Source organism: Enterobacter cloacae complex sp. AR_0002, assembly GCF_001922365.1.
Lineage (GTDB): Bacteria > Pseudomonadota > Gammaproteobacteria > Enterobacterales > Enterobacteriaceae > Enterobacter > Enterobacter hormaechei_C.
Genome location: NZ_CP018814.1, coordinates 2,129,594 through 2,150,863 on the forward strand (window position 1 = coordinate 2,129,594; position 21,270 = coordinate 2,150,863).

General features: G+C 55.3%; 18 protein-coding genes and 1 pseudogene. 14 read left to right on the plus strand and 5 right to left on the minus strand.

Annotated elements, in window-relative coordinates:
• Nucleotides 1-165: 165 nt before the first annotated feature.
• The 9 genes from kdpF (at nucleotide 166) to potE (ending at nucleotide 12,098) form a co-directional block, all read left to right on the plus strand.
• Nucleotides 166-255, plus strand: coding sequence for a K(+)-transporting ATPase subunit F (gene kdpF, locus AM329_RS25215; RefSeq protein ID WP_003858638.1), 90 nt, complete (start codon nucleotides 166-168; stop codon nucleotides 253-255).
• Complete coding sequence (kdpA, locus tag AM329_RS10510; RefSeq protein ID WP_032608874.1) at nucleotides 255-1,934, plus strand: potassium-transporting ATPase subunit KdpA; 1,680 nt, start codon at nucleotides 255-257, stop codon at nucleotides 1,932-1,934. The genes kdpF and kdpA overlap by 1 nt, the downstream gene beginning before the upstream one ends.
• Before the next feature lie 18 nt (nucleotides 1,935-1,952).
• Complete coding sequence (kdpB, locus tag AM329_RS10515; protein ID WP_032608873.1) at nucleotides 1,953-4,001, plus strand: potassium-transporting ATPase subunit KdpB; 2,049 nt, start codon at nucleotides 1,953-1,955, stop codon at nucleotides 3,999-4,001.
• Nucleotides 4,002-4,013: 12 nt separating this feature from the next.
• Nucleotides 4,014-4,589: a potassium-transporting ATPase subunit KdpC gene (gene kdpC, locus AM329_RS10520; RefSeq protein WP_032608872.1), complete on the plus strand. Its 576-nt coding sequence runs from the start codon at nucleotides 4,014-4,016 to the stop codon at nucleotides 4,587-4,589.
• On the plus strand, nucleotides 4,590-7,277 hold the full coding sequence (gene kdpD / locus AM329_RS10525; protein WP_032657594.1) for a two-component system sensor histidine kinase KdpD: 2,688 nt from the start codon (nucleotides 4,590-4,592) through the stop codon (nucleotides 7,275-7,277).
• On the plus strand, nucleotides 7,274-7,951 hold the full coding sequence (gene kdpE, locus AM329_RS10530; protein WP_003858643.1) for a two-component system response regulator KdpE: 678 nt from the start codon (nucleotides 7,274-7,276) through the stop codon (nucleotides 7,949-7,951). The genes kdpD and kdpE overlap by 4 nt, the downstream gene beginning before the upstream one ends.
• A 277-nt stretch (nucleotides 7,952-8,228) precedes the next feature.
• On the plus strand, nucleotides 8,229-8,333 hold the full coding sequence (gene speFL / locus AM329_RS10535) for a leader peptide SpeFL (protein WP_003858645.1): 105 nt from the start codon (nucleotides 8,229-8,231) through the stop codon (nucleotides 8,331-8,333).
• A 256-nt stretch (nucleotides 8,334-8,589) separates the two neighbouring features.
• Nucleotides 8,590-10,788 carry an ornithine decarboxylase SpeF gene (gene speF / locus AM329_RS10540; RefSeq protein ID WP_032608867.1) on the plus strand — a complete coding sequence of 733 codons (2,199 nt, stop codon included), beginning with the start codon at nucleotides 8,590-8,592 and terminating at the stop codon, nucleotides 10,786-10,788.
• A complete protein-coding gene (gene potE / locus AM329_RS10545; RefSeq protein ID WP_032608866.1) occupies nucleotides 10,785-12,098 on the plus strand; it encodes a putrescine-ornithine antiporter in 1,314 nt (437 codons plus the stop codon). The genes speF and potE overlap by 4 nt, the downstream gene beginning before the upstream one ends.
• Nucleotides 12,099-12,201: 103 nt before the next feature.
• Here potE and pgm read toward each other — a convergent pair whose 3' ends face one another.
• Nucleotides 12,202-13,842 (minus strand): phosphoglucomutase (alpha-D-glucose-1,6-bisphosphate-dependent), encoded by a 1,641-nt coding sequence (pgm, locus tag AM329_RS10550; RefSeq protein ID WP_003858649.1) that lies wholly within the window; start codon nucleotides 13,840-13,842, stop codon nucleotides 12,202-12,204.
• Between the two features lie 24 nt (nucleotides 13,843-13,866).
• Nucleotides 13,867-14,412 (minus strand): replication initiation negative regulator SeqA, encoded by a 546-nt coding sequence (seqA, locus tag AM329_RS25500; protein ID WP_003858650.1) that lies wholly within the window; start codon nucleotides 14,410-14,412, stop codon nucleotides 13,867-13,869.
• 183 nt (nucleotides 14,413-14,595) lie between these two features.
• Between seqA and ybfF the strand changes: the two genes are divergently transcribed.
• From ybfF to fur, 4 genes are all read left to right on the plus strand, one after another.
• On the plus strand, nucleotides 14,596-15,369 hold the full coding sequence (ybfF, locus tag AM329_RS10555; protein ID WP_003858651.1) for an esterase: 774 nt from the start codon (nucleotides 14,596-14,598) through the stop codon (nucleotides 15,367-15,369).
• Between the two features lie 128 nt (nucleotides 15,370-15,497).
• Entirely contained in the window at nucleotides 15,498-15,785 is a 288-nt protein-coding gene (ybfE, locus tag AM329_RS10560; RefSeq protein ID WP_003858652.1) for a LexA regulated protein, read from the plus strand.
• 155 nt (nucleotides 15,786-15,940) lie between these two features.
• Nucleotides 15,941-16,471 carry a flavodoxin FldA gene (gene fldA / locus AM329_RS10565; RefSeq protein WP_003858653.1) on the plus strand — a complete coding sequence of 177 codons (531 nt, stop codon included), beginning with the start codon at nucleotides 15,941-15,943 and terminating at the stop codon, nucleotides 16,469-16,471.
• Between the two features lie 291 nt (nucleotides 16,472-16,762).
• Entirely contained in the window at nucleotides 16,763-17,209 is a 447-nt protein-coding gene (gene fur, locus AM329_RS10570) for a ferric iron uptake transcriptional regulator (RefSeq protein ID WP_003858655.1), read from the plus strand.
• 91 nt (nucleotides 17,210-17,300) lie between these two features.
• On the opposite strand, the gene chiQ is transcribed toward fur, so the two are convergent.
• Together chiQ and chiP are read right to left on the minus strand one after the other, a co-directional pair.
• On the minus strand, nucleotides 17,301-17,627 hold the full coding sequence (gene chiQ / locus AM329_RS10575) for a ChiQ/YbfN family lipoprotein (protein ID WP_003858658.1): 327 nt from the start codon (nucleotides 17,625-17,627) through the stop codon (nucleotides 17,301-17,303).
• A gap of 47 nt (nucleotides 17,628-17,674) precedes the next feature.
• Nucleotides 17,675-19,072 (minus strand): chitoporin, encoded by a 1,398-nt coding sequence (gene chiP / locus AM329_RS10580; RefSeq protein WP_003858660.1) that lies wholly within the window; start codon nucleotides 19,070-19,072, stop codon nucleotides 17,675-17,677.
• A gap of 126 nt (nucleotides 19,073-19,198) precedes the next feature.
• Between chiP and AM329_RS26340 the strand changes: the two are divergent.
• Nucleotides 19,199-19,267 (plus strand): annotated as a pseudogene (locus tag AM329_RS26340) (hypothetical protein); the annotation flags it as partial.
• A 252-nt stretch (nucleotides 19,268-19,519) separates the two neighbouring features.
• On the opposite strand, the gene glnS reads toward AM329_RS26340, so the two are convergent.
• Nucleotides 19,520-21,187, minus strand: coding sequence for a glutamine--tRNA ligase (glnS, locus tag AM329_RS10585; protein WP_032608865.1), 1,668 nt, complete (start codon nucleotides 21,185-21,187; stop codon nucleotides 19,520-19,522).
• Between the last annotated feature and the right edge of the window lie 83 nt (nucleotides 21,188-21,270).

Here is a 21,270-nt window from a genome sequence, read left to right on the forward strand (position 1 = left end):
CTGTAATTAAGTTACAAAAAAGTTAACGATTTACTTACCAATAGTTAAATTGTGGCTTTTCGCTTTTTTATACTTTTTTTACACCTGCCCTTCTGATTTTTGCGAAATCTTTGCGCCACAAATCCTACCGTTTGTACAACAACAAAAGTCACCCGGAGGTGGAGTGTGAGTGCAGGTCTGATTGCCGGCATCGTGCTGGTGTTCCTGTTATTGGGTTATCTGATTTATGCCCTGATTAATGCGGAGGCATTCTGATGGCTGCTCAGGCGTTTTTGCTTATTGCCAGCTTTTTACTGGTACTGTTTGTGTTCGCCAGGCCGCTGGGAACAGCGCTGGCGCGGCTGATAAACAACGTGCCATTGCCGGGCACGCGAAATATTGAAAATGTGCTCTGGCGCATTTCAGGTATCAGCGACCGGGAAATGAACTGGCGCCAATACCTGATGGCGATACTGCTTCTGAATATCGTGGGGCTTATTGCCCTCTTTACGCTGCTAATACTCCAGGGCAGTCTGCCGTTGAACCCGCAGCATTTACCGGGGTTATCCTGGCATCTGGCACTGAACACGGCGGTCAGCTTTGTCACCAACACCAACTGGCAGTCTTACGCCGGTGAAACCACGCTCAGCTACTTCAGCCAGATGGCCGGGTTAACCGTGCAGAACTTTCTTTCTGCGGCCAGCGGTATCGCGGTGATCTTCGCCCTGACGCGCGCGTTTGCCCGTCAGAATGTCAGCACTCTCGGCAACGCCTGGGTTGATGTCACACGCATCACCCTTTGGATCCTGGTGCCTGTTGCGCTGATTATTGCCCTGTTCTTTATTCAGCAAGGCACTCTGCAAAACCTGCTGCCTTATACCCCTTTCACCTCGCTTGAAGGGGCCAGGGAACTCCTGCCAATGGGGCCGGTGGCGTCGCAGGAAGCAATCAAGATGCTGGGCACCAATGGGGGCGGCTTCTTCAACGCCAATTCATCGCATCCGTTTGAAAACCCAACGGCGTTAACCAATTTTGTACAGATGCTGGCAATCTTCCTGATCCCCACCGCGCTCTGCTTCGCCTTTGGCGATGTAGTTAACGATCGCCGCCAGGGCCGTACGCTGCTGTGGGCCATGTCGTTAATCTTCGTGGTCTGCGTAGCACTGGTGATGTGGGCCGAATGGAACGGCAACAGCCACTTCATGCAGCTGGGGGCTAACAGCAATATCAACCTGGAAGGCAAAGAGAGCCGCTTCGGCATTCTTGCCAGCAGCCTCTATGCGGTGGTCACCACGGCGGCCTCCTGCGGGGCGGTGAACGCCATGCATGACTCTTTCACCGCGCTCGGCGGCATGATCCCGATGTGGTTGATGCAGATTGGCGAGGTAGTTTTCGGTGGGGTCGGTTCGGGGCTGTACGGCATGCTGTTGTTCGTCCTGCTCGCCGTGTTTATCGCCGGGCTGATGATCGGCCGCACGCCGGAATATCTCGTCAAAAAAATCGACGTCCGCGAAATGAAATTAACCGCGCTGGCGATCCTGGTCACCCCCGCCCTTGTGCTGCTCGGTACCGCGCTGGCGCTGATGACCGACGCCGGGCGCAGCGGCATCTTTAACCCGGGCATTCACGGCTTTAGCGAAGTGCTTTACGCCGTTTCGTCTGCCGCAAACAACAACGGCAGCGCCTTTGCAGGGTTAAGCGCCAACTCACCGTTCTGGAACTGTCTGCTGGCGTTCTGCATGTTCGTCGGTCGTTTCGGCGTGATTATTCCCGTCATGGCGATCGCCGGAACACTGGTGAATAAGAAGATCCAGCCGACCACCACCGGTACGTTACCGACTCACGGCGCGCTGTTCGTCGGCCTGCTGATTGGCACCGTTCTGCTGGTAGGTGCCCTGACCTTTATCCCCGCCCTCGCGTTAGGCCCGGTTGCGGAGTATCTCTCTTTACGCTGATTTTGCGGAGAATTTTTCATGGGTCGTAAACAACTGGCCCTGCTCGAACCGACCTTAGTTCGTCAGGCCCTCATGGATGCGGTAAAAAAACTGAGCCCGCGCGTCCAGTGGCACAACCCGGTGATGTTTATTGTCTGGACTGGAAGTTTACTCACCACCGTACTGGCGATTGCCATGGGAACGGGACACCTTTTGGGGAATGCAACCTTTACCGGCGCCATCAGCCTGTGGCTGTGGTTTACCGTGCTGTTCGCCAACTTCGCCGAAGCGCTGGCGGAAGGCCGCAGTAAAGCGCAGGCCAACAGTCTGAAAGGGGTCAAAAAAACCGCCTTTGCGCGCAAATTACGCGAACCTAAATACGGCGCGCACATGGACCACGTACCGGCGGATGAACTGCGTAAAGGTGACGTGGTGCTGGTGGAAGCCGGCGACATCATCCCCTGCGACGGGGAAGTGATTGAGGGCGGCGCGTCGGTAGACGAAAGCGCCATTACCGGGGAATCCGCACCGGTGATCCGTGAGTCGGGCGGAGATTTCGCCTCAGTTACCGGCGGAACGCGCATTCTTTCCGACTGGCTGGTGATCCAGTGCAGCGTTAACCCGGGCGAAACCTTTCTCGACCGGATGATCGCCATGGTGGAAGGCGCACAGCGTCGTAAAACGCCGAACGAGATCGCCCTGACCATTCTGCTGGTGGCGCTCACCATTGTCTTCCTGCTGGCAACGGCGACCCTGTGGCCCTTCTCCGCCTACGGCGGTACAGCGGTCAGCATCACCGTACTGATCGCCCTGCTGGTCTGTCTGATCCCCACCACTATTGGTGGCCTGCTTTCCGCGATTGGCGTGGCGGGGATGAGCCGTATGCTGGGCGCTAACGTCATCGCCACCAGCGGACGCGCCGTTGAAGCGGCGGGGGACGTAGACGTGCTGCTGCTGGATAAAACCGGGACCATCACCCTGGGCAATCGTCAGGCCTCTGACTTTTTACCTGCTCCCGGCGTGGATGAAAAAACGCTGGCTGACGCGGCGCAGCTTTCCTCGCTGGCCGATGAAACCCCGGAAGGCCGCAGTATCGTGATCCTCGCCAAGCAGCGCTTTAACCTGCGCCAGCGCGACGTACAAAGCCTGCACGCTACGTTCGTTCCCTTCACGGCGCAAACCCGCATGAGCGGCATTAACATTCAGGACCGGATGATCCGTAAAGGGTCCGTTGATGCCATTCGCCGTCATATTGAAGCCAATAATGGACACTTCCCCCCGGAAGTCGACCATCTGGTGGAAAGCGTGGCGCGTCAGGGGGCAACCCCGCTGGTGGTGGCGGAAGGTGCAAGCGTTCTGGGGGTGATCGCTCTGAAGGATATCGTTAAAGGCGGTATAAAAGAGCGTTTCGCCCAGATGCGTAAGATGGGCATTAAAACGGTGATGATCACCGGGGATAACCGTCTGACTGCGGCGGCCATTGCCGCCGAAGCGGGCGTGGATGATTTCCTTTCCGAAGCGACGCCGGAAGCAAAGCTGGCGCTCATTCGCCAGTATCAGGCGGAAGGTCGTCTGGTGGCGATGACCGGCGACGGCACCAACGACGCCCCGGCGCTGGCGCAGGCCGACGTGGCGGTGGCAATGAACTCCGGTACCCAGGCGGCAAAAGAGGCGGGCAACATGGTGGATCTCGACTCGAACCCGACCAAGCTGATCGAGGTGGTGCACATCGGGAAGCAGATGCTGATGACGCGCGGCTCGCTGACCACGTTCAGTATCGCCAACGACGTGGCAAAGTATTTCGCCATCATTCCGGCGGCGTTTGCGGCAACCTACCCGCAGCTAAATGCCCTGAACGTGATGCACCTGCACTCTCCGGCCTCGGCCATTCTGAGCGCGGTGATCTTCAACGCGCTGATTATTGTCTTTCTTATTCCGCTGGCGCTGAAAGGGGTGAGCTATAAGCCGCTGACGGCCGCCGCCATGCTGCGCCGTAACCTGTGGATTTACGGTCTGGGTGGGCTGGTGGTGCCCTTTATTGGGATCAAGGTTATCGACATGTTGCTAACGCTGTTCGGGCTGGTTTAAAAGGTGGATCCAATGACGATGTTACGTCCCGCTATACTGTTGTTTATTCTGCTGTCTCTGATTACCGGCGGGCTTTACCCGCTGATGACTACCGCGCTGGGCCAGTGGTGGTTTCAGGATCAGGCCAACGGCTCGCTGATTATCCAGAACGGTGAAAACCGCGGCTCGCGTCTGATTGGGCAGAACTTTACGGACCCACGCTACTTCCAGGGACGCCCTTCCGCCACTGCGGAAAGCACGTATAATCCAATGGCCTCCGGCGGCAGCAATCTGGCGGGCAGTAACCCTGACCTGGACAAAGCCATTGCTGAACGCGTTGCCGCCCTGCGCGCTGCGAATCCGCAGGCCAGCCGTGAGGTGCCGGTTGAGCTGGTCACCGCCTCCGCGAGCGGGCTGGATTACAGCCTGACGCCGGACGCGGTGGTCTGGCAGATCCCTCGCGTGGCCGCCGCCCGTCAGCTGACCGTCGAGCAGGTGAGCCAGCTGGTTGCAGAACATACGCAAAAGCCGCTGGTCAGCTTCATCGGCATGCCGGTAGTGAACATTGTTGAGCTGAATCTGGCGCTGGATGCGCTAAGGAAGAACTAAATGACCGACGAGCCCATGCGCCCGGATCCGGACAGGCTGCTTGAACAGACGGCTGAAGCCCACCGTGGCAAGCTGAAAATTTTTTTCGGCGCCTGCGCGGGTGTCGGGAAAACCTTCGCCATGCTGACGGAAGCCCAGCGGCTTCGGGCGCAGGGGCTTGATATTCTCATCGGCGTGGTGGAAACCCACGGTCGCAAAGAGACTGCTGCGCTGCTGACGGGGCTGGCGACGCAGCCGCCCCAGCGTATCAGCCATCGCGGGCGGCTGGTCACGGAGTTTGATCTTGATGCCGCCCTCGCCCGCCGCCCTGCCCTGATCCTGATGGACGAACTGGCGCACAGCAATGCGCCAGGCTCCCGCCATCCGAAGCGCTGGCAGGATGTTGAGGAGCTGCTTGAGGCAGGCATTGACGTCTTCACCACGGTGAATGTTCAGCACCTGGAAAGCCTGAACGACGTGGTGAGCGGCGTAACCGGTATCCAGGTGCGGGAAACCGTCCCCGATCCGTTTTTTGATTCTGCCGATGAAGTCGTACTGGTTGACCTGCCGCCGGACGATCTGCGCCAGCGCCTGCATGAAGGCAAAGTGTATATTGCCGGCCAGGCCGAACGCGCCATCGAACATTTTTTCCGCAAAGGAAACCTGATTGCCCTGCGCGAGCTGGCCCTGCGCCGCACCGCCGATCGCGTTGATGACCAGATGCGCGCCTGGCGAGACCTACAGGGACAAGAGCGCGTCTGGCACACGCGGGACGCCATTCTGTTATGCATTGGTCACGGCAGCGGCAACGAAAAACTGGTTCGCACCGCCGCCCGGCTTGCAGCGAAGTTTGGCAGCGTCTGGCACGCGGTCTACGTCGAAACGCCGCAGCTGCATGGCCTGCCGGAAAATCAGCGCCGCGCCATTTTGAGCGCGCTGCGGCTGGCGCAGGAGCTGGGCGCCGAAACCGCAACCCTTTCCGATCCGCAGGAAGATAAAGCCATTCTGCGCTACGCGCGGGAGCACAACCTGGGCAAGATTGTCATTGGACGTCGCCAGCACCGCCGCTGGTTTAGCCGCGAATCTTTTGCCGACAGGCTGGCCCGCCGCGCGCCGGATCTTGATTTAGTCATCGTCGCGCTGGATGACAAGCCCGCCCCCCTGCCCAACCGTACGCCGGACGCTCGCACCTTTGGCGATAAATGGCGCATTCAGATCCGGGGCTGCATGGTGGCCGTGGTCCTCTGCGCCCTGATTACGGTGATTGCCAGCCAGTGGCTCATCGCCTTCGACGCCGCCAATCTGGTCATGATTTATCTGCTCGGCGTCGTTGTGGTCGCGCTCTTTTATGGCCGCTGGCCGTCGGTGCTGGCGACGGTGATCAACGTCATCAGCTTCGATCTCTTCTTTATTGCTCCGCGCGGGACGCTTGCTGTCTCGGACGTGCAGTACATTCTGACCTTTGCCGTGATGCTTACCGTCGGGCTGGTGATCGGGAATCTGACGGCAGGCGTGCGCTACCAGGCACGCATTGCCCGCTATCGCGAGCAGCGCACGCGCCATCTGTATGAAATGTCAAAATCGCTGGCGGTTGGCCGCACGCAGCGAGATATCGTGCAGACCAGCGAGCAGTTTATCCGTTCGACCTTTCATGCCAGTAACCTGATTTTGCTCCCCGACGAACAAGGGCGCCTTCGCCCGCTGACCTCCCCTTCGGGGATGACGCCCTGGGATGAAGCGATTGCCCGCTGGAGTTTCGATAAGGGTTTACCTGCCGGCGCCGGCACCGACACGCTGCCCGGCGTGCCTTACCAGATCCTGCCGCTGCGCAGCGCGGATAAAAATCACGGGCTGGTCATCGTCGAGCCGTCTAACCTGCGTCAGCTGATGATCCCCGAGCAGCAGCGCCTGCTTGAAACCTTCACCCTGCTGGTCGCCAGCGCCCTTGAACGGCTGGCGCTCACCGCCAGCGAAGAGCAGGCGCGGCTGGCAAGCGAGCGCGAAAGTATTCGCAACTCGCTGCTGGCAGCGCTGTCTCACGATTTGCGCACGCCGCTTACCGTGCTGTTTGGCCAGTCCGAAATTCTGACGCTGGATCTGGCGGCGGAAGGATCAAAGCACGCGATGCAGGCCAGCGAAATTCGCCAGCACGTGCTGAATACCACGCGCCTGGTGAACAACCTGCTGGACATGGCGCGCATTCAGTCCGGCGGGTTTAACCTCAAAAAAGAGTGGCTCACCCTTGAGGAGGTTGTCGGCAGTGCGCTGAAGATGCTGGAGCCGGGTCTCGGCGGGCGCCATATTGAGCTGGACATGCCGGAACCCCTGACGTTAATCCATGTGGATGGCCCGCTGTTTGAGCGCGTGCTGATTAATCTTCTGGAAAATGCCGCTAAATACGCCGGGGCAAAGGCCCGGCTGGGGATTGCTGCCAGGGTGGATAAACGTGTGCTGCGGCTCGACGTCTGGGATACCGGGCCGGGTATTCCGGCCGGACAGGAGCGCGCCATATTCGAAAAATTTGCGCGCGGTAATAAGGAATCCGCCATTCCTGGCGTTGGGCTGGGGCTGGCGATCTGCCAGGCGATTGTCGACGTGCATGGCGGCACCATTTCCGCAGAGAACCGCCCGGAAGGTGGGGCACGCTTTTGTGTTACACTTCCTCTGGAAAGCCCACCAGAACTTGATGAATTACCAGAGGATTTGTGATTAACGTTCTGATTGTTGAAGATGAGCTCGCTATCAGCCGATTTCTGCGTACCGCGCTGGAAGGCGACGGTTTGCGCGTTCATGAAGCCGGAACGCTTCAACGAGGGTTGATTGAAGCCGCGACCCGCAAGCCAGATCTGGTGATCCTGGATCTGGGACTTCCGGATGGCGACGGCATCGATTTTATTCGTGAGGTGCGTCAGTGGAGCCAGATGCCTATTCTGGTGCTCTCTGCCCGCACCGAAGAGACGGATAAAATCGCCGCACTGGATGCCGGAGCGGATGATTATCTGATCAAACCGTTTGGCATTGGCGAGTTACAGGCCCGGCTTCGTGTGGCGCTGCGTCGACACAGTGCCACCTCCCCTTCCGACCCGGTGTACGCCTTTGGCGATATCCGCGTCGATCTTGCTGCACGCCGCATCGTAAGAGGAGAAGAAGAGATCCACCTTACGCCTATTGAGTTTCGTCTGCTGGCCGTGCTGCTCAATAACCATGGTAAAGTGTTAACGCAGCGACAGCTGTTAAGCCAGGTCTGGGGGCCGAATGCTGTCGAGCATAGTCACTATTTACGCATTTATATGGGACACCTTCGCCAGAAGCTTGAAGCCGATCCCGCGCGTCCTCGTCATTTATTAACAGAAACCGGTATCGGATATCGGTTTATGATCTGAATAAGTATTCACTTTAATTTTAAATAAAAACTTACCAACCTGAATATAGCCATGAAAATAACGATGAGATTATTTTCACGGCTATATTCTCCCTCTTTAAACACAATTAAAACATCAATTTAACACCGAACCAACAAAACGGCATTTTGATCTGCGTTATTCACTCAAAACGACTAATTATTTCTGAAATGATCGGTTATTGGTGATCTGTTTCACAGTTAATCCCTTTTTCCTGGATAAAATGACCATGCTTTCAATTACTGAAAGGAAATTGAACATGGAAAACAATAATCGTTTAATGCCCCATATAAGGCGGACAACACATATCATGATGTTTGCCCACCGAAACTGTTTTGACTTTCATCTCTTTAACGCCCGGTAGTCCTTCGACTTCTGGCGCATCTGCTTACAGGTTATCCTGAAACACGCTATTTTACAGGCTGTTGCCTGTGAACACCTGCGCTCATTCCTTGTGATTCAGATTCTCCGCAACCGGGCGGACTGAATTCTACTCAGCAAAAAAGCAATTAACTGATTTCGTATCAGCGGACACGCTTTGCTTTTTTTTTCCGGAAATAATCGATTTCTTTACCGCAAGAAGTCGAGGGCCCCATATTGCCTGAAATAAAGAGATAAAGATGAAAACGTTAAAAATTGCCGTCAGCCGTGCCTGCCCTGAATGCTTTACCACTTCGCGCGACATTGTGGATATCACCGCATCGGATTATATTGATGTGGCAGCCGTGGTTCTGGCCGTCTGCGATATTTTCAATGGCGCCATAGAAGAAATAGAAGCCACGGGATTCGGTATTCCGGTGTTTATTGCCACGCATAAAGAAGAAAGGGTTCCGGCTGAATTTCTGTCGCGTATTCACGGCGTTTTTGAGTACTCCGACACCAGCAATGCGTACTACGGGCGCCAGCTTGAAGCGGCTGCGCAGAAGTACGAAACCCAGCTCCGCCCGCCGTTCTTCCGCGCGCTGGTCGATTACGTCCAGCAGGGGAACAGTGCGTTTGACTGCCCCGGACATCAGGGAGGCCAGTTCTTCCGCCGCCATCCGGCCGGAAACCAGTTTGTCGATTTCTTTGGCGAAACGCTTTTCCGCGCCGATCTGTGCAATGCCGACGTGGCAATGGGCGATCTGCTGATCCATGAAGGCGCGCCATGCATCGCCCAACAGCATGCGGCAAAAGTCTTTAATGCGGATAAAACCTACTTCGTGCTGAACGGCACCTCCTCTTCCAACAAAGTGGTGCTCAATGCCCTCCTCACGCCAGGCGATCTGGTGCTGTTCGATCGCAATAACCATAAATCTAATCACCACGGAGCACTGTTACAGGCAGGCGCGACGCCGGTGTATCTGGAAACGGCGCGCAACCCGTACGGGTTTATCGGCGGTATTGACGCACACTGTTTCGACGAGAGTTACCTGCGGGAACTGGTGTCAGAGGTCGCGCCTGGTCGCGCGCGGGATGAACGTCCGTTCCGTCTGGCGGTGATCCAGCTGGGCACCTACGACGGTACCATTTATAACGCCCGTCAGGTGGTGGATAAGATTGGTCACCTGTGCGATTACATTCTGTTTGACTCCGCCTGGGTGGGTTACGAGCAGTTTATCCCGATGATGGCCGACTGCTCGCCGCTGCTGCTGGAGCTGAACGAAAACGATCCGGGCATTCTGGTTACCCAGTCGGTGCATAAGCAGCAGGCGGGCTTCTCGCAAACCTCGCAAATCCATAAGAAGGACAGCCATATAAAAGGCCAGGCGCGCTATGTCCCGCATAAGCGCCTCAACAACGCCTTTATGATGCACGCCTCCACCAGCCCGTTCTATCCGCTGTTTGCCGCCCTGGATATCAACGCCCGCATGCACGAGGGGCAAAGTGGGCGCAACATGTGGATGGACTGCGTGGTGACCGGTATCGAAGCGCGAAAACTGATCCTTCAGAACTGTCAGTTTATTCGTCCGTTCGTGCCAGAGACGGTGGATGGCCGTCCATGGGAAAGCTGGGATACGGCAGAGATTGCTACCGATCTGCGCTTCTTCCATTTTGTTCCGGGCGAACGCTGGCACGCCTTTGAGGGATATGCCGAGCATCAGTATTTTATCGATCCCTGCAAACTGCTGCTGACCACGCCAGGCATCAACGCCCGCACCGGCGAGTACGATGATTTCGGCGTGCCCGCCACCATCCTCGCCAACTTCCTGCGTGAAAACGGCATCGTGCCGGAAAAATGCGACCTCAATTCCATTCTGTTCCTGCTCACCCCGGCGGAGGACATGGGCAAATTGCAGCAGCTCGTCGCCCAGCTGGTGCGCTTCGAAAAACTGCTCCAGAGCGATGTGCCGCTGAAAGAGGTTCTGCCCTCTCTTTATAAGCAACATCCGGAACGTTATGCGGATTATACCCTGCGTCAGATTTGTCAGGAGATGCACGACCTCTATGCCCGCCATAACTTGAAGCAGCTGCAAAAAGAGATGTTCCGCAGGTCTCACTTCCCGCGCGTCATGATGAACCCGCAGGAGGCGAACTATGCCTATCTGCGCGGTGAGGTCGAGCTGGTGTCCCTGCGCGACGCGGAAGGCCGTATCGCCGCGGAAGGCGCGCTGCCTTACCCACCGGGGGTGTTGTGCGTGGTTCCGGGGGAAGTCTGGGGCGGTTCCGTGCTGCGCTACTTCGCCGCGCTGGAAGACGGGATCAATCTGCTGCCGGGCTTTGCGCCGGAGTTACAGGGGGTTTACGTCGAGGAGTGTGACGGTCGCAAACAGGTGCGCTGCTACGTCATCAAACAACCTGCCGCTCAGCCATCGCTGCTGAAAGGAGAAAAATTATGAGTAAGGCCAACAAGATGGGCGTGGTGCAACTCACTATTCTCACCATGGTGAATATGATGGGTTCGGGGATCATCATGCTGCCCACCAAGCTCGCTGAAGTGGGGACGATTTCGATTATCTCCTGGCTTGTTACCGCCGTGGGTTCGATGGCGCTGGCATGGGCCTTTGCCAAGTGCGGAATGTTCAGCCGCAAGTCCGGCGGGATGGGTGGCTATGCCGAATATGCGTTCGGTAAGTCCGGTAACTTTATGGCGAACTATACCAACGGCGTGTCGCTGCTGATCGCCAACGTGGCGATTGCCATTTCCGCTGTCGGTTACGGTACGGAGCTGTTTGGGGCGACGCTGACCCCGGTGCAGATTGGGCTGGCAACCATCGGCGTGCTGTGGATCTGTACCGTCGCCAACTTTGGCGGCGCGCGCATCACCGGACAACTTAGCAGCATTACCGTCTGGGGCGTGATCATCCCGGTTGTCGGCCTGTGCATCATCGGCTGGTTCTGGTTCAGCCCGACCCTGTACGCCAACTCCTGGAATCCGCATCACGTACCGTTCTTCACTGCCGTGGGATCGTCCATCGCCATGACGCTGTGGGCCTTCCTCGGGCTGGAGTCAGCCTGTGCGAATGCGGAAGTGGTGGAAAACCCGGAGAAAAATGTGCCGATCGCGGTACTCGGCGGGACGCTGGGGGCGGCGGTGATCTATATCGTCTCGACCAACGTGATTGCGGGAATTGTGCCCAACATGGATCTGGCCAACTCCACGGCGCCGTTCGGGCTGGCGTTTGCGCAGATGTTTACGCCGGAGGTAGGGAAAGTGATCATGGGACTGATGGTGATGTCCTGCTGCGGCTCGCTGCTGGGCTGGCAGTTCACCATCGCTCAGGTGTTTAAATCCTCGGCTGACGAAGGCTATTTCCCGAAAATCTTCTCCCGCGTGACCAAAGCGGATGCACCTGTGCAAGGGATGCTGGCGATTGTCATCTTCCAGAGTGGTTTGTCGCTGATGACCATCAGCCCGTCACTGAACAGCCAGTTTAACGTGCTGGTCAACCTGGCGGTGGTGACGAACATCATTCCGTACATTTTGTCGATGGCGGCGCTGGTGATTATTCAGAAGGTGGCGAAGGTTGATCCGCGCAAAGCCCGTGCGGCCAATATTGTGGCGCTGATTGGCGCAATTTACAGCTTCTATGCGCTCTATTCCTCCGGCCAGGAAGCGATGCTGTATGGTGCGATGGTGACCTTTATGGGCTGGACGCTGTACGGTCTGGTGTCGCCGAGATTTGAATTGAAGAACAAGCACAGTTAGGTAAAAGCAAAACGGCAACCCTGAGGTTGCCGTTTTTAGTGTTTTCTCCCTCTCCCCGTGCGAGAGGGCCGGGGTGAGGGCATCAGCCCGCACCAAACACCACTTACGCGTTTTTCAGCACTTCGCTGACAATCTCTACCGCTTCTTTCTCAATCTGCTGACGATGCTCAGCGCCGAGGAAGCTTTCGCAATAGATTTTGTACGCATCTTCCGTACCGGATGGACGCGCGGCGAACCAGCCGTTTTCGGTCATCACCTTCAGGCCGCCGATGGATGCGCCGTTACCCGGCGCCGCCGTCAGACGCGCGGTGATCGGGTCACCTGCCAGGGTGCTGGCGCTGACCATCTCCGGAGAGAGTTTTGACAGAGCTGCTTTTTGCGCAGACGTGGCGCCAGCCTGGATACGGTTATAGCTTGGCGCACCAAAACGTTCCGCCAGCTCGTTGTAATGTTCCTGCGGGTTCTTACCGGTGACCGCGGTGATTTCCGCCGCCAGCAGGCACATGATGATGCCGTCTTTATCGGTTGACCATGGGGTGCCGTCGAAGCGCAGGAAGGATGCCCCCGCGCTCTCTTCACCGCCAAAGCCGAAGCTGCCGTCGTGCAGACCGTCAACAAACCACTTGAAGCCCACCGGCACTTCCACCAGCTTGCGGCCCAGCGCATCGACCACACGGTCAATCATGGCGGAAGAGACCAGCGTTTTACCCACCGCGACCTCTTTGCCCCACTGCGGACGGTGCTGGAAGAGATAATTAATGGCCACAGCCAGGTAGTGGTTCGGGTTCATCAGCCCAGCCGGGGTGACGATACCGTGACGGTCGTAGTCCGGGTCGTTAGCAAACGCCAGATCGAACTTGTCGCGCAGCGCCAGCAGGCCAGCCATTGCGCATTCGGAGGAGCAGTCCATACGGATCGCGCCGTCTTTGTCCAGGTGCATAAAGCGGAAGGTCTGATCGACGTGATCGTTCACGATGGTCAGATCCAGCTTGTAGTGCTCGGCAATGCGTTTCCAGTATTCAATACCGGAGCCGCCCAGTGGATCCACGCCCAGCTTCAGACCGGCTTTCTGGATAGCGGCCATATCGACGATATCCGCCAGCCCTTCCACGAACGGCTGAACCAGATCCTGCTCTTTCACGTGGCCGGAGGCCATGGCTTCATCCAGTGAGATACGCTTCACGCCGTTCAGACCGTTAGCCAGTAACGCGTTGGCGCGATCTTCCACCACTTTCGTGACGTTGGTATCCGCCGGGCCACCGTTTGGTGGGTTGTACTTGATGCCGCCATCTTCCGGTGGGTTGTGGGACGGGGTGATCACAATGCCGTCAGCCTGCGCGCCACCTTTTTTGTTGTGTACCAGAATAGCGTTAGACACCGCAGGCGTTGGCGTGAAACCGTTGTTCTCCTGAACAATCACGTCTACGCCGTTCGCCGCCAGCACTTCCAGCACGGAGATAAAAGCAGGTTCAGACAGGGCGTGGGTATCTTTCCCTACATAGCACGGACCGGTGACGCCATTTTTGGCGCGCTCTTCCGCGATGGCCTGAGCAATGGCCAGAATGTGCGGTTCGTTAAAGCTGTGGCGCGCCGCGCTGCCGCGGTGGCCAGATGTACCAAACTTCACTGCGTGTTCTGCGTTGCCCACCACCGGTTTCAGCACGTAGTACTGCGCGGTCAGTTGAGCGACGTTAATCAAATCGCGTTGTTGCGCAGGTTGTCCTGCACGGCTGTGATTTGCCATTGCCTGGTCCTTCTGATGCAAGGGTTAAATTGTACCGCAAACCTTTTCGATCAATTCCGCCGGGAACTGCATGGACTGCATGATATGTTCGATCATGCTGCACTTGCGGCCCGTATTGGTATTGGTGATCACCCAGTATGGCGTACCGGGAACGTGTTTGGGTTTGGTTTGGTTGCCATTTTGCAGCAAGGTCTGCTCGTCGCCTGCGAAATAAACGCGCGTGCGACCGTGCAGCGACTCTGTCGCTTCTGCAAATGCGTTGTTATCCAGTGAGTAAAGTGTAGACAGCACCAGCATAAAGCGGTTAACGGCCTTTTTCTGCTCGGCATATTCATCGGACAGCAGCAGCTCGCGCATCGCGCGCACTTTGTCCTTTGCCGGCATGACGGCAGGTTTTACTTGTGCAACAACGCTCGGCTGAGACACGACATCTTTAGTGACAGGAGTGGGCTGTGAGGCGGCGGAAATTTTAAGCATGCGCCGTAAAATGTCGGACGCGCTCTCCCCAATATGCCGCGTCTGGCTGGCAATATACTGATAGAGTTCGTCATCAACTTCGATTGTTTTCATCTTAATCCAGTGCGATATCTTATCTGAATACAAGTCGTTGAGATTATAAGGTCAAATCCCAACAGCGGATAGCGTCAAACCAGGTTGGCGGCAAAAGTCAGATTAAACTGGATCCTTGCCCCCGGGCGGCAGAATGGTCAACATGATACCCTAACCTGACAAACCTAAAAAAAGAACTTTGCCATGAAATTGAATACCCGAGCGCAAACTGCACAATCGCCGAACAATAATTCTCCCATCGTACTGGTTCACGGCCTGTTTGGTAGCCTGGATAATCTGGGTGTGCTGGCGCGCGATTTAGTGACCGATCACGAGATCCTCCAGGTTGATATGCGCAATCACGGTCTTTCAGGGCGCTCGGAGGAGATGACATACGCAGCCATGGCGCAGGATCTGCGGGACACCCTCGATGCGAATAATATTCAGAAAGCGACGCTTATCGGGCATTCAATGGGCGGTAAAGCGGTGATGGCGCTCACTGCGCTGGCACCTGAGCGAATTTCCGGGCTGGTGGTCATCGACGTTGCGCCCGTCAATTACGACGTTCGCCGTCACGATGAGATTTTTGCCGCCATCAATGCGGTCACCGAAGCGGGTGTCGCAACCCGCCAACAGGCGGCTGCCGTTATGCGCGAGCATCTTGATGAAGAAGGCGTGGTCCAGTTCCTGCTGAAATCGTTTGTTGACGGGCAATGGCGCTTTAACGTCCCGGTGCTGTGGGATCAGTATTCGCATATTGTGGGCTGGGAAGCCGTCCCCGCCTGGCCGCACCCTACCCTTTTTATTCGCGGCGGCAACTCCCCTTACGTCACTGACGCGTACCGTGACGCGCTGCTGGCGCAATTCCCGCAGGCTCGCGCTCACGTCATTGCGGGTGCCGGGCACTGGGTACACGCGGAAAAACCGGATGCCGTCCTGCGCGCCATTCGCCGCTATCTTACTGATACAGCGAATTGATTAAAAAGCCAGCGACCGGAAGACGACGGGCTTCCAGTCGTTGGCGTGTGGATTTGGGTGATGTATGATGGCGCGCTTATCGCCCGGGCATTAGCAGGGCGGCGTGTTTCCCCCGAAGTCTCAGAATCATGGCCAAAGAACAAACGGACCGTACGACACTAGATCTGTTCGCGAATGAGCGTCGACCGGGACGACCGAAAACGAATCCGCTTTCGCGCGATGAACAGCTGCGTATCAATAAACGCAACCAGCTTAAACGCGATAAAAATCGTGGGCTTAAGCGTGTCGAACTGAAGCTGAATGCCGATGCCGTCGATGCGCTTAACGAGTTAGCTGACGCGCGCAACATCAGCCGCAGCGAACTGATCGAAGAGATGCTGATCGCCCAGCTTGAGACGTTACGCGGCAAGGCGTGAGTCAGAAAATCCCCAATATTACCTTTTTCATGTAGCACAGAGTGCAGTCCTGCGTGATAGCTGTTTCCGCAGGGTTGCCTGTTCTGCTATTATTGCCCTTATCCGTGGTCAATTTGCGCCACCATACCATTAAGTTTCAAGAGGTTATTTTACTCATGGCAATCATCGGCATTTTCTTTGGCAGTGATACCGGCAATACTGAAAATATCGCAAAAAACATTCAAAAACAGCTCGGTAAAGACGTTGCTGATGTGCATGACATCGCCAAGAGCAGCAAAGAAGATCTCGAGGGCTATGACATCCTGCTGCTGGGCATCCCCACCTGGTACTACGGTGAAGCACAGTGTGACTGGGACGATTTCTTCCCGACGCTGGAAGAAGTAGACTTCAACGGCAAGCTGGTTGCCCTGTTTGGCTGTGGCGATCAGGAAGACTATGCTGAGTATTTCTGTGATGCGCTGGGCACTATTCGCGACATCATTGAGCCACGCGGTGCGGCGATCGTCGGTCACTGGCCAACGGCGGGTTACCATTTCGAAGCTTCCAAAGGTCTGGCAGATGACGATCACTTCGTTGGCTTGGCCATTGATGAAGACCGTCAGCCAGAGCTGACCGCTGAGCGTGTAGAAAAATGGGTTAAGCAGGTTCGTGAAGAGCTGAACCTGGACGATATCCTTAACGCCTGATATCCCTGCGGCGCAACTCCGGTTGCGCCCGTTTTCCAGGTAAAACCGATTAAATTAATTGCTACAAACTTTTAACTTTTTCGCCCAGACCTGTACAATATCCCCCTGGTAAAAAGTGGGTGCCATCGAACAAGTTTGTTGGTGATACCACGTTTTTATAAGCATACTTTGCTTGAGACTTGCAGTTTTCATTTAGCCATGGCAGTTCTATAATGAGACGCATTATCCCAAGTGCATTTTCTGTCACTTCTTCTTTTGAAGTGAATCGTTTAGCAACAGGACAGATTCCGCATGACTGACAACAATACCGCATTAAAGAAAGCTGGCCTGAAAGTAACGCTTCCTCGGTTAAAAATCCTTGAAGTGCTTCAGGGGCCAGACAATCACCATGTCAGTGCGGAAGACCTTTATAAGCGTCTTATCGATATGGGTGAAGAGATTGGGCTGGCAACCGTCTATCGTGTGCTGAACCAGTTTGATGACGCGGGCATTGTTACTCGTCATAATTTCGAAGGCGGTAAATCCGTGTTCGAGCTGACTCAGCAGCACCACCACGATCACCTGATCTGCCTCGATTGTGGCAAGGTCATTGAATTTAGCGATGATTCCATTGAATCGCGCCAGCGTGAAATCGCCGCCCGTCATGGCATCCGCCTGACCAACCACAGCCTGTACCTGTACGGTCACTGTGCTGAAGGTGATTGCCGCGAAAATGAACATGCGCACGACGCAAAATAAGTGAGTGTTCATACTCTGAGCCAGCCGTGAGGTTGGCTTTTTTTTGCCTGAAAAAAGCCCGGTGACGCTGCGCCACCGGGCGTAAAGCAACTTATTTATTGTTATTGCGTATCTCGTTCCAGATCTTATCGCAACGCTTCGCCACTTCCTGATCGTTACCGGTTTTCCGCGCCTGGATACAGGCCTGGTAATCCATCACGCGAACATTTTCCTGCGTCGCAAACTGCTCATGCGCTTTCTCTTTTTTCAGCACATTCAGCACGCTCTGACAGGCTTCAATTTTCTCCGGCGATCCTTCGGCAGTATTAATACAGGCGCTATACGCCTCCTTCAGACGGGAGTCTTCTTTCTGCGCCTGATCATGCGCACACGCCACCAGCCCCGATGCCAGCAGCGCAACGATTACCATTTTTTTCATCATATGCAGTCTCCATGCTGGCGGGATCTCGCCCGCCAGCGTGTTCATCAGAAGATGGTAAATGGCGCAATGACCATGAATTTCACGTCACGTTCATCCTGGAAGATGTTGCCGTAGCCGCCCGCGTAGCTCGGGATATCGGAGTGGTTGTCATACTGGGTGAAGTGCAGTTTGAACATCGTGCCTTTCGCACGGCCCTCCTGAAGGGTGTAAATCGCATCCAGGCTGTATGAAGACTCTTTCAGACGGTAGTTTGGATCGTAGTAGGCGTCTGGCGTAGCCATATCCGCTGGCTTCGCATCCCAGGCGTAAGCGTAGGACGCGCCCACAGCCCAGCCAGGCAGGTTCCAGTTCTTCAGGTCATACATTGCGCCGAAGAAAACTGCCTTTTCGCCGTCGGCGTTGAAGTCAGAGCGGTTATCCCACCAGATATCCAGACGACCATTGGAAGAGGCGTAGGTTGGGGTCATACGTTGCAGGAAGTAGCCCTGCTGCCCTTCTGCCTTGACCCATGTTCCCTCCAGACGCAAATCAACCTGACCTACCTTGTAGCCGAAGGTCAGCGCCTGTAACCACGCGGTGCCGTCATAGATATCATTTACGCTGCCATCACTGACCTTGTCGCGCGTACCGTAGAACTGATAGCTGGTGCTCAGCGGGCTACCCGCGATATCAAATTTGTAGCTGGCTTTAGCAAAGTACTGATCGATATAGCCTTCAGCCTGACCAAATGCAGCTTCCAGCACCAGATCGTTTTTAAAGTCGTACTTCGCTCCCAGCGAGTGGAGATAATCAACTTTGGTTTTTTTATCGTTCTGATAGAACTTGTCCATCTCAATGTGCCACGGCGCTTTGTACTCGTTGGTCCACATATAGGAGAAGCTCAACGCCCCCGCATCGCCGTAGTCAAAATTAGCACCGGCTTCCGCCCCCTGATAGGTGCCTGGCATAAAGCTCCAGTGCGGCGCTAACAGCGTCTGGCCGGTTGGCTGGATATAACCACCCCGCGCCCAGACCGGGCCATATTTGAATTTTGCAGCCGCTTTATACAGGCTGATACCGCTTTTATCGCCGGACCAGTCTTCGTCGTAGGCTTTATTACTGGAGGAGAACGCAATTTCGTTCGGATGGCCGCTGTCGCCATTTTCGGCCATTTCAATTGCGGTGAACGCGGCAATATCGATCCCGAACATATCGGCGGCATATCCCGACTGGAAATCCAGGTTGGCGTTCCATGTCGAGTGAGAAAGGTTGGTTTTGTATTTATCTTCAGTGACGTCTTTACGGTCACGCTCACGCTGCCAGTAATAAATACCGCCCGTGAGGGTGGAATCTTCGATGAAACCTGCTGCTTTTGCCTCTGGCGCAATCACCAGGCCCGACATTGCTGTCACACTGGCAATAGCCAGCGCCAGCGCACTACGTTTGCCACTGAACGTACGCATAGATTATTCCTCTTTGACGAATTAAAACGCCCTAAACGGCGAAAAACAGAAAAGACCAAATGGTCAGGGGTAGTCAGAAATACCCTCGAATTAACTACCGTCTTTAGGTTATTTTTCGCGACGCGAATTATCAATGGTTTTAATCAGGCAAAAGTCAGGATTATGACGAAGAGCACATATTTCGTAGTGCTTTGTAACATTTACCGGGAAGCGAGTACTGGCGGGGGAATGCGCTAATTTTCAGTAAGTAACATTGATATTGTGAATATATTTTTCAGTGTTTCTGTTTTTGGAAAACAACAAACTTTTTTTAAATAAAATAAGTAGCACCACATTGACCTGGAATGTTGGGTTTAAATGATTATCCCGATGCTTAACGACATGATCGTTAAATAAAAAAACGCCGCATTACGCGGCGTTTGTTTCTCATTGACCAGAGCAGCGTTATTATTCGCCGATCTTAGTCCAGGTATCACGCAGACCGACGGTACGGTTAAATACCGGTTTTTCTGCCGTGCTGTAACGGCTGTCCAGGCAGAAGTAACCCTCACGTTCAAACTGGAACGCTTTACCGGCTTCAGCGGCTTTCAGAGACGGCTCGGCATACCCCTGCTTGATAATCAGAGACTCAGGGTTAATGACCGCCAGGAAGTCCTCCGCAGCGCCTGGATTAGGCACACTGAACAGACGATCGTAGAGACGGATCTCAACCGGCAGCGCATGCTGCGCGCTCACCCAGTGGATTACACCTTTTACTTTACGGCCATCCGCCGGATCTTTACTCAGCGTCTCTGCGTCGTACGTACAGAAGATGGTCGTGATGTTATCTTCCGCATCTTTCTCTACGCGCTCGGCTTTGATCACATATGCGTTACGCAGACGCACTTCTTTGCCCAGCACCAGACGCTTGTACTGCTTGTTCGCTTCTTCGCGGAAGTCGGCGCGATCGATCCAGATTTCACCGCTGAACGGCACGTCGCGGATGCCCATTTCCGGTTTGTTCGGATGGTTAGGCATCGAGACCTGTTCGCTTCCGCCCTGCGGATAGTTTTCGATAACCAGTTTCACTGGATCGATCACCGCCATCGCGCGCGGCGCGTTTTCGTTCAGGTCTTCACGAATGCAGGATTCCAGAGACGCCATTTCGATGGTGTTGTCCTGCTTGGTGACGCCGATACGTTTGCAGAACTCACGAATGGAGGCGGAGGTGTAGCCACGACGACGCAGGCCAGAGATGGTCGGCATACGTGGGTCGTCCCAGCCTTCAACGTGCTTGTCAGTGACCAGCAGGTTCAGCTTACGCTTGGACATCACGGTGTATTCCAGGTTCAGACGAGAGAACTCGTACTGACGCGGATGCACAGGAATGGTGATGTTATCCAGCACCCAGTCGTACAGACGACGGTTGTCCTGGAATTCCAGCGTGCACAGAGAGTGCGTAATGCCTTCCAGCGCATCGCTGATGCAGTGGGTGAAGTCGTACATCGGGTAGATGCACCACTTGTTACCGGTCTGGTGGTGTTCAGCGAACTTAATGCGGTACAGCACCGGATCGCGCATCACGATGAACGGAGACGCCATATCGATTTTGGCACGCAGACACGCTTTACCTTCTTCGAAGCCACCGGCACGCATTTTTTCAAACAGCGCCAGGTTCTCTTCCACGCTACGATCGCGGAACGGGCTGTTTTTACCAGGCTGAGTCAGCGTACCGCGGTATTCACGGATTTCGTCAGCTGACAATTCGTCGACGTATGCCAGACCTTTGTTAATCAGTTCAACCGCGTAGGCATACAGCTGATCGAAATAGTCTGAGGAGTAGCAGATATCGCCAGACCAGTTGAAGCCCAGCCATTGCACGTCGTTTTTTATCGACTCAACGTATTCGATGTCTTCTTTTACTGGGTTGGTGTCATCGAAACGCAGGTTGCACTGCCCCTGGTAATCTTGCGCAATACCAAAGTTCAGGCAGATCGATTTGGCGTGACCAATGTGCAGGTAGCCATTTGGCTCCGGCGGGAAACGCGTGTGGACTGTGGTGTGCTTACCACTGGCCAGATCTTCATCGATGATCTGACGAATAAAGTTACTCGGGCGGGCTTCTGCCTCACTCATCGTGGATTCCTCAAAGCGTAAACAACGTATAACGGCATATGATCTTATAAGCCGGACGTAGTGACAACCCTTAAAACGTCCCG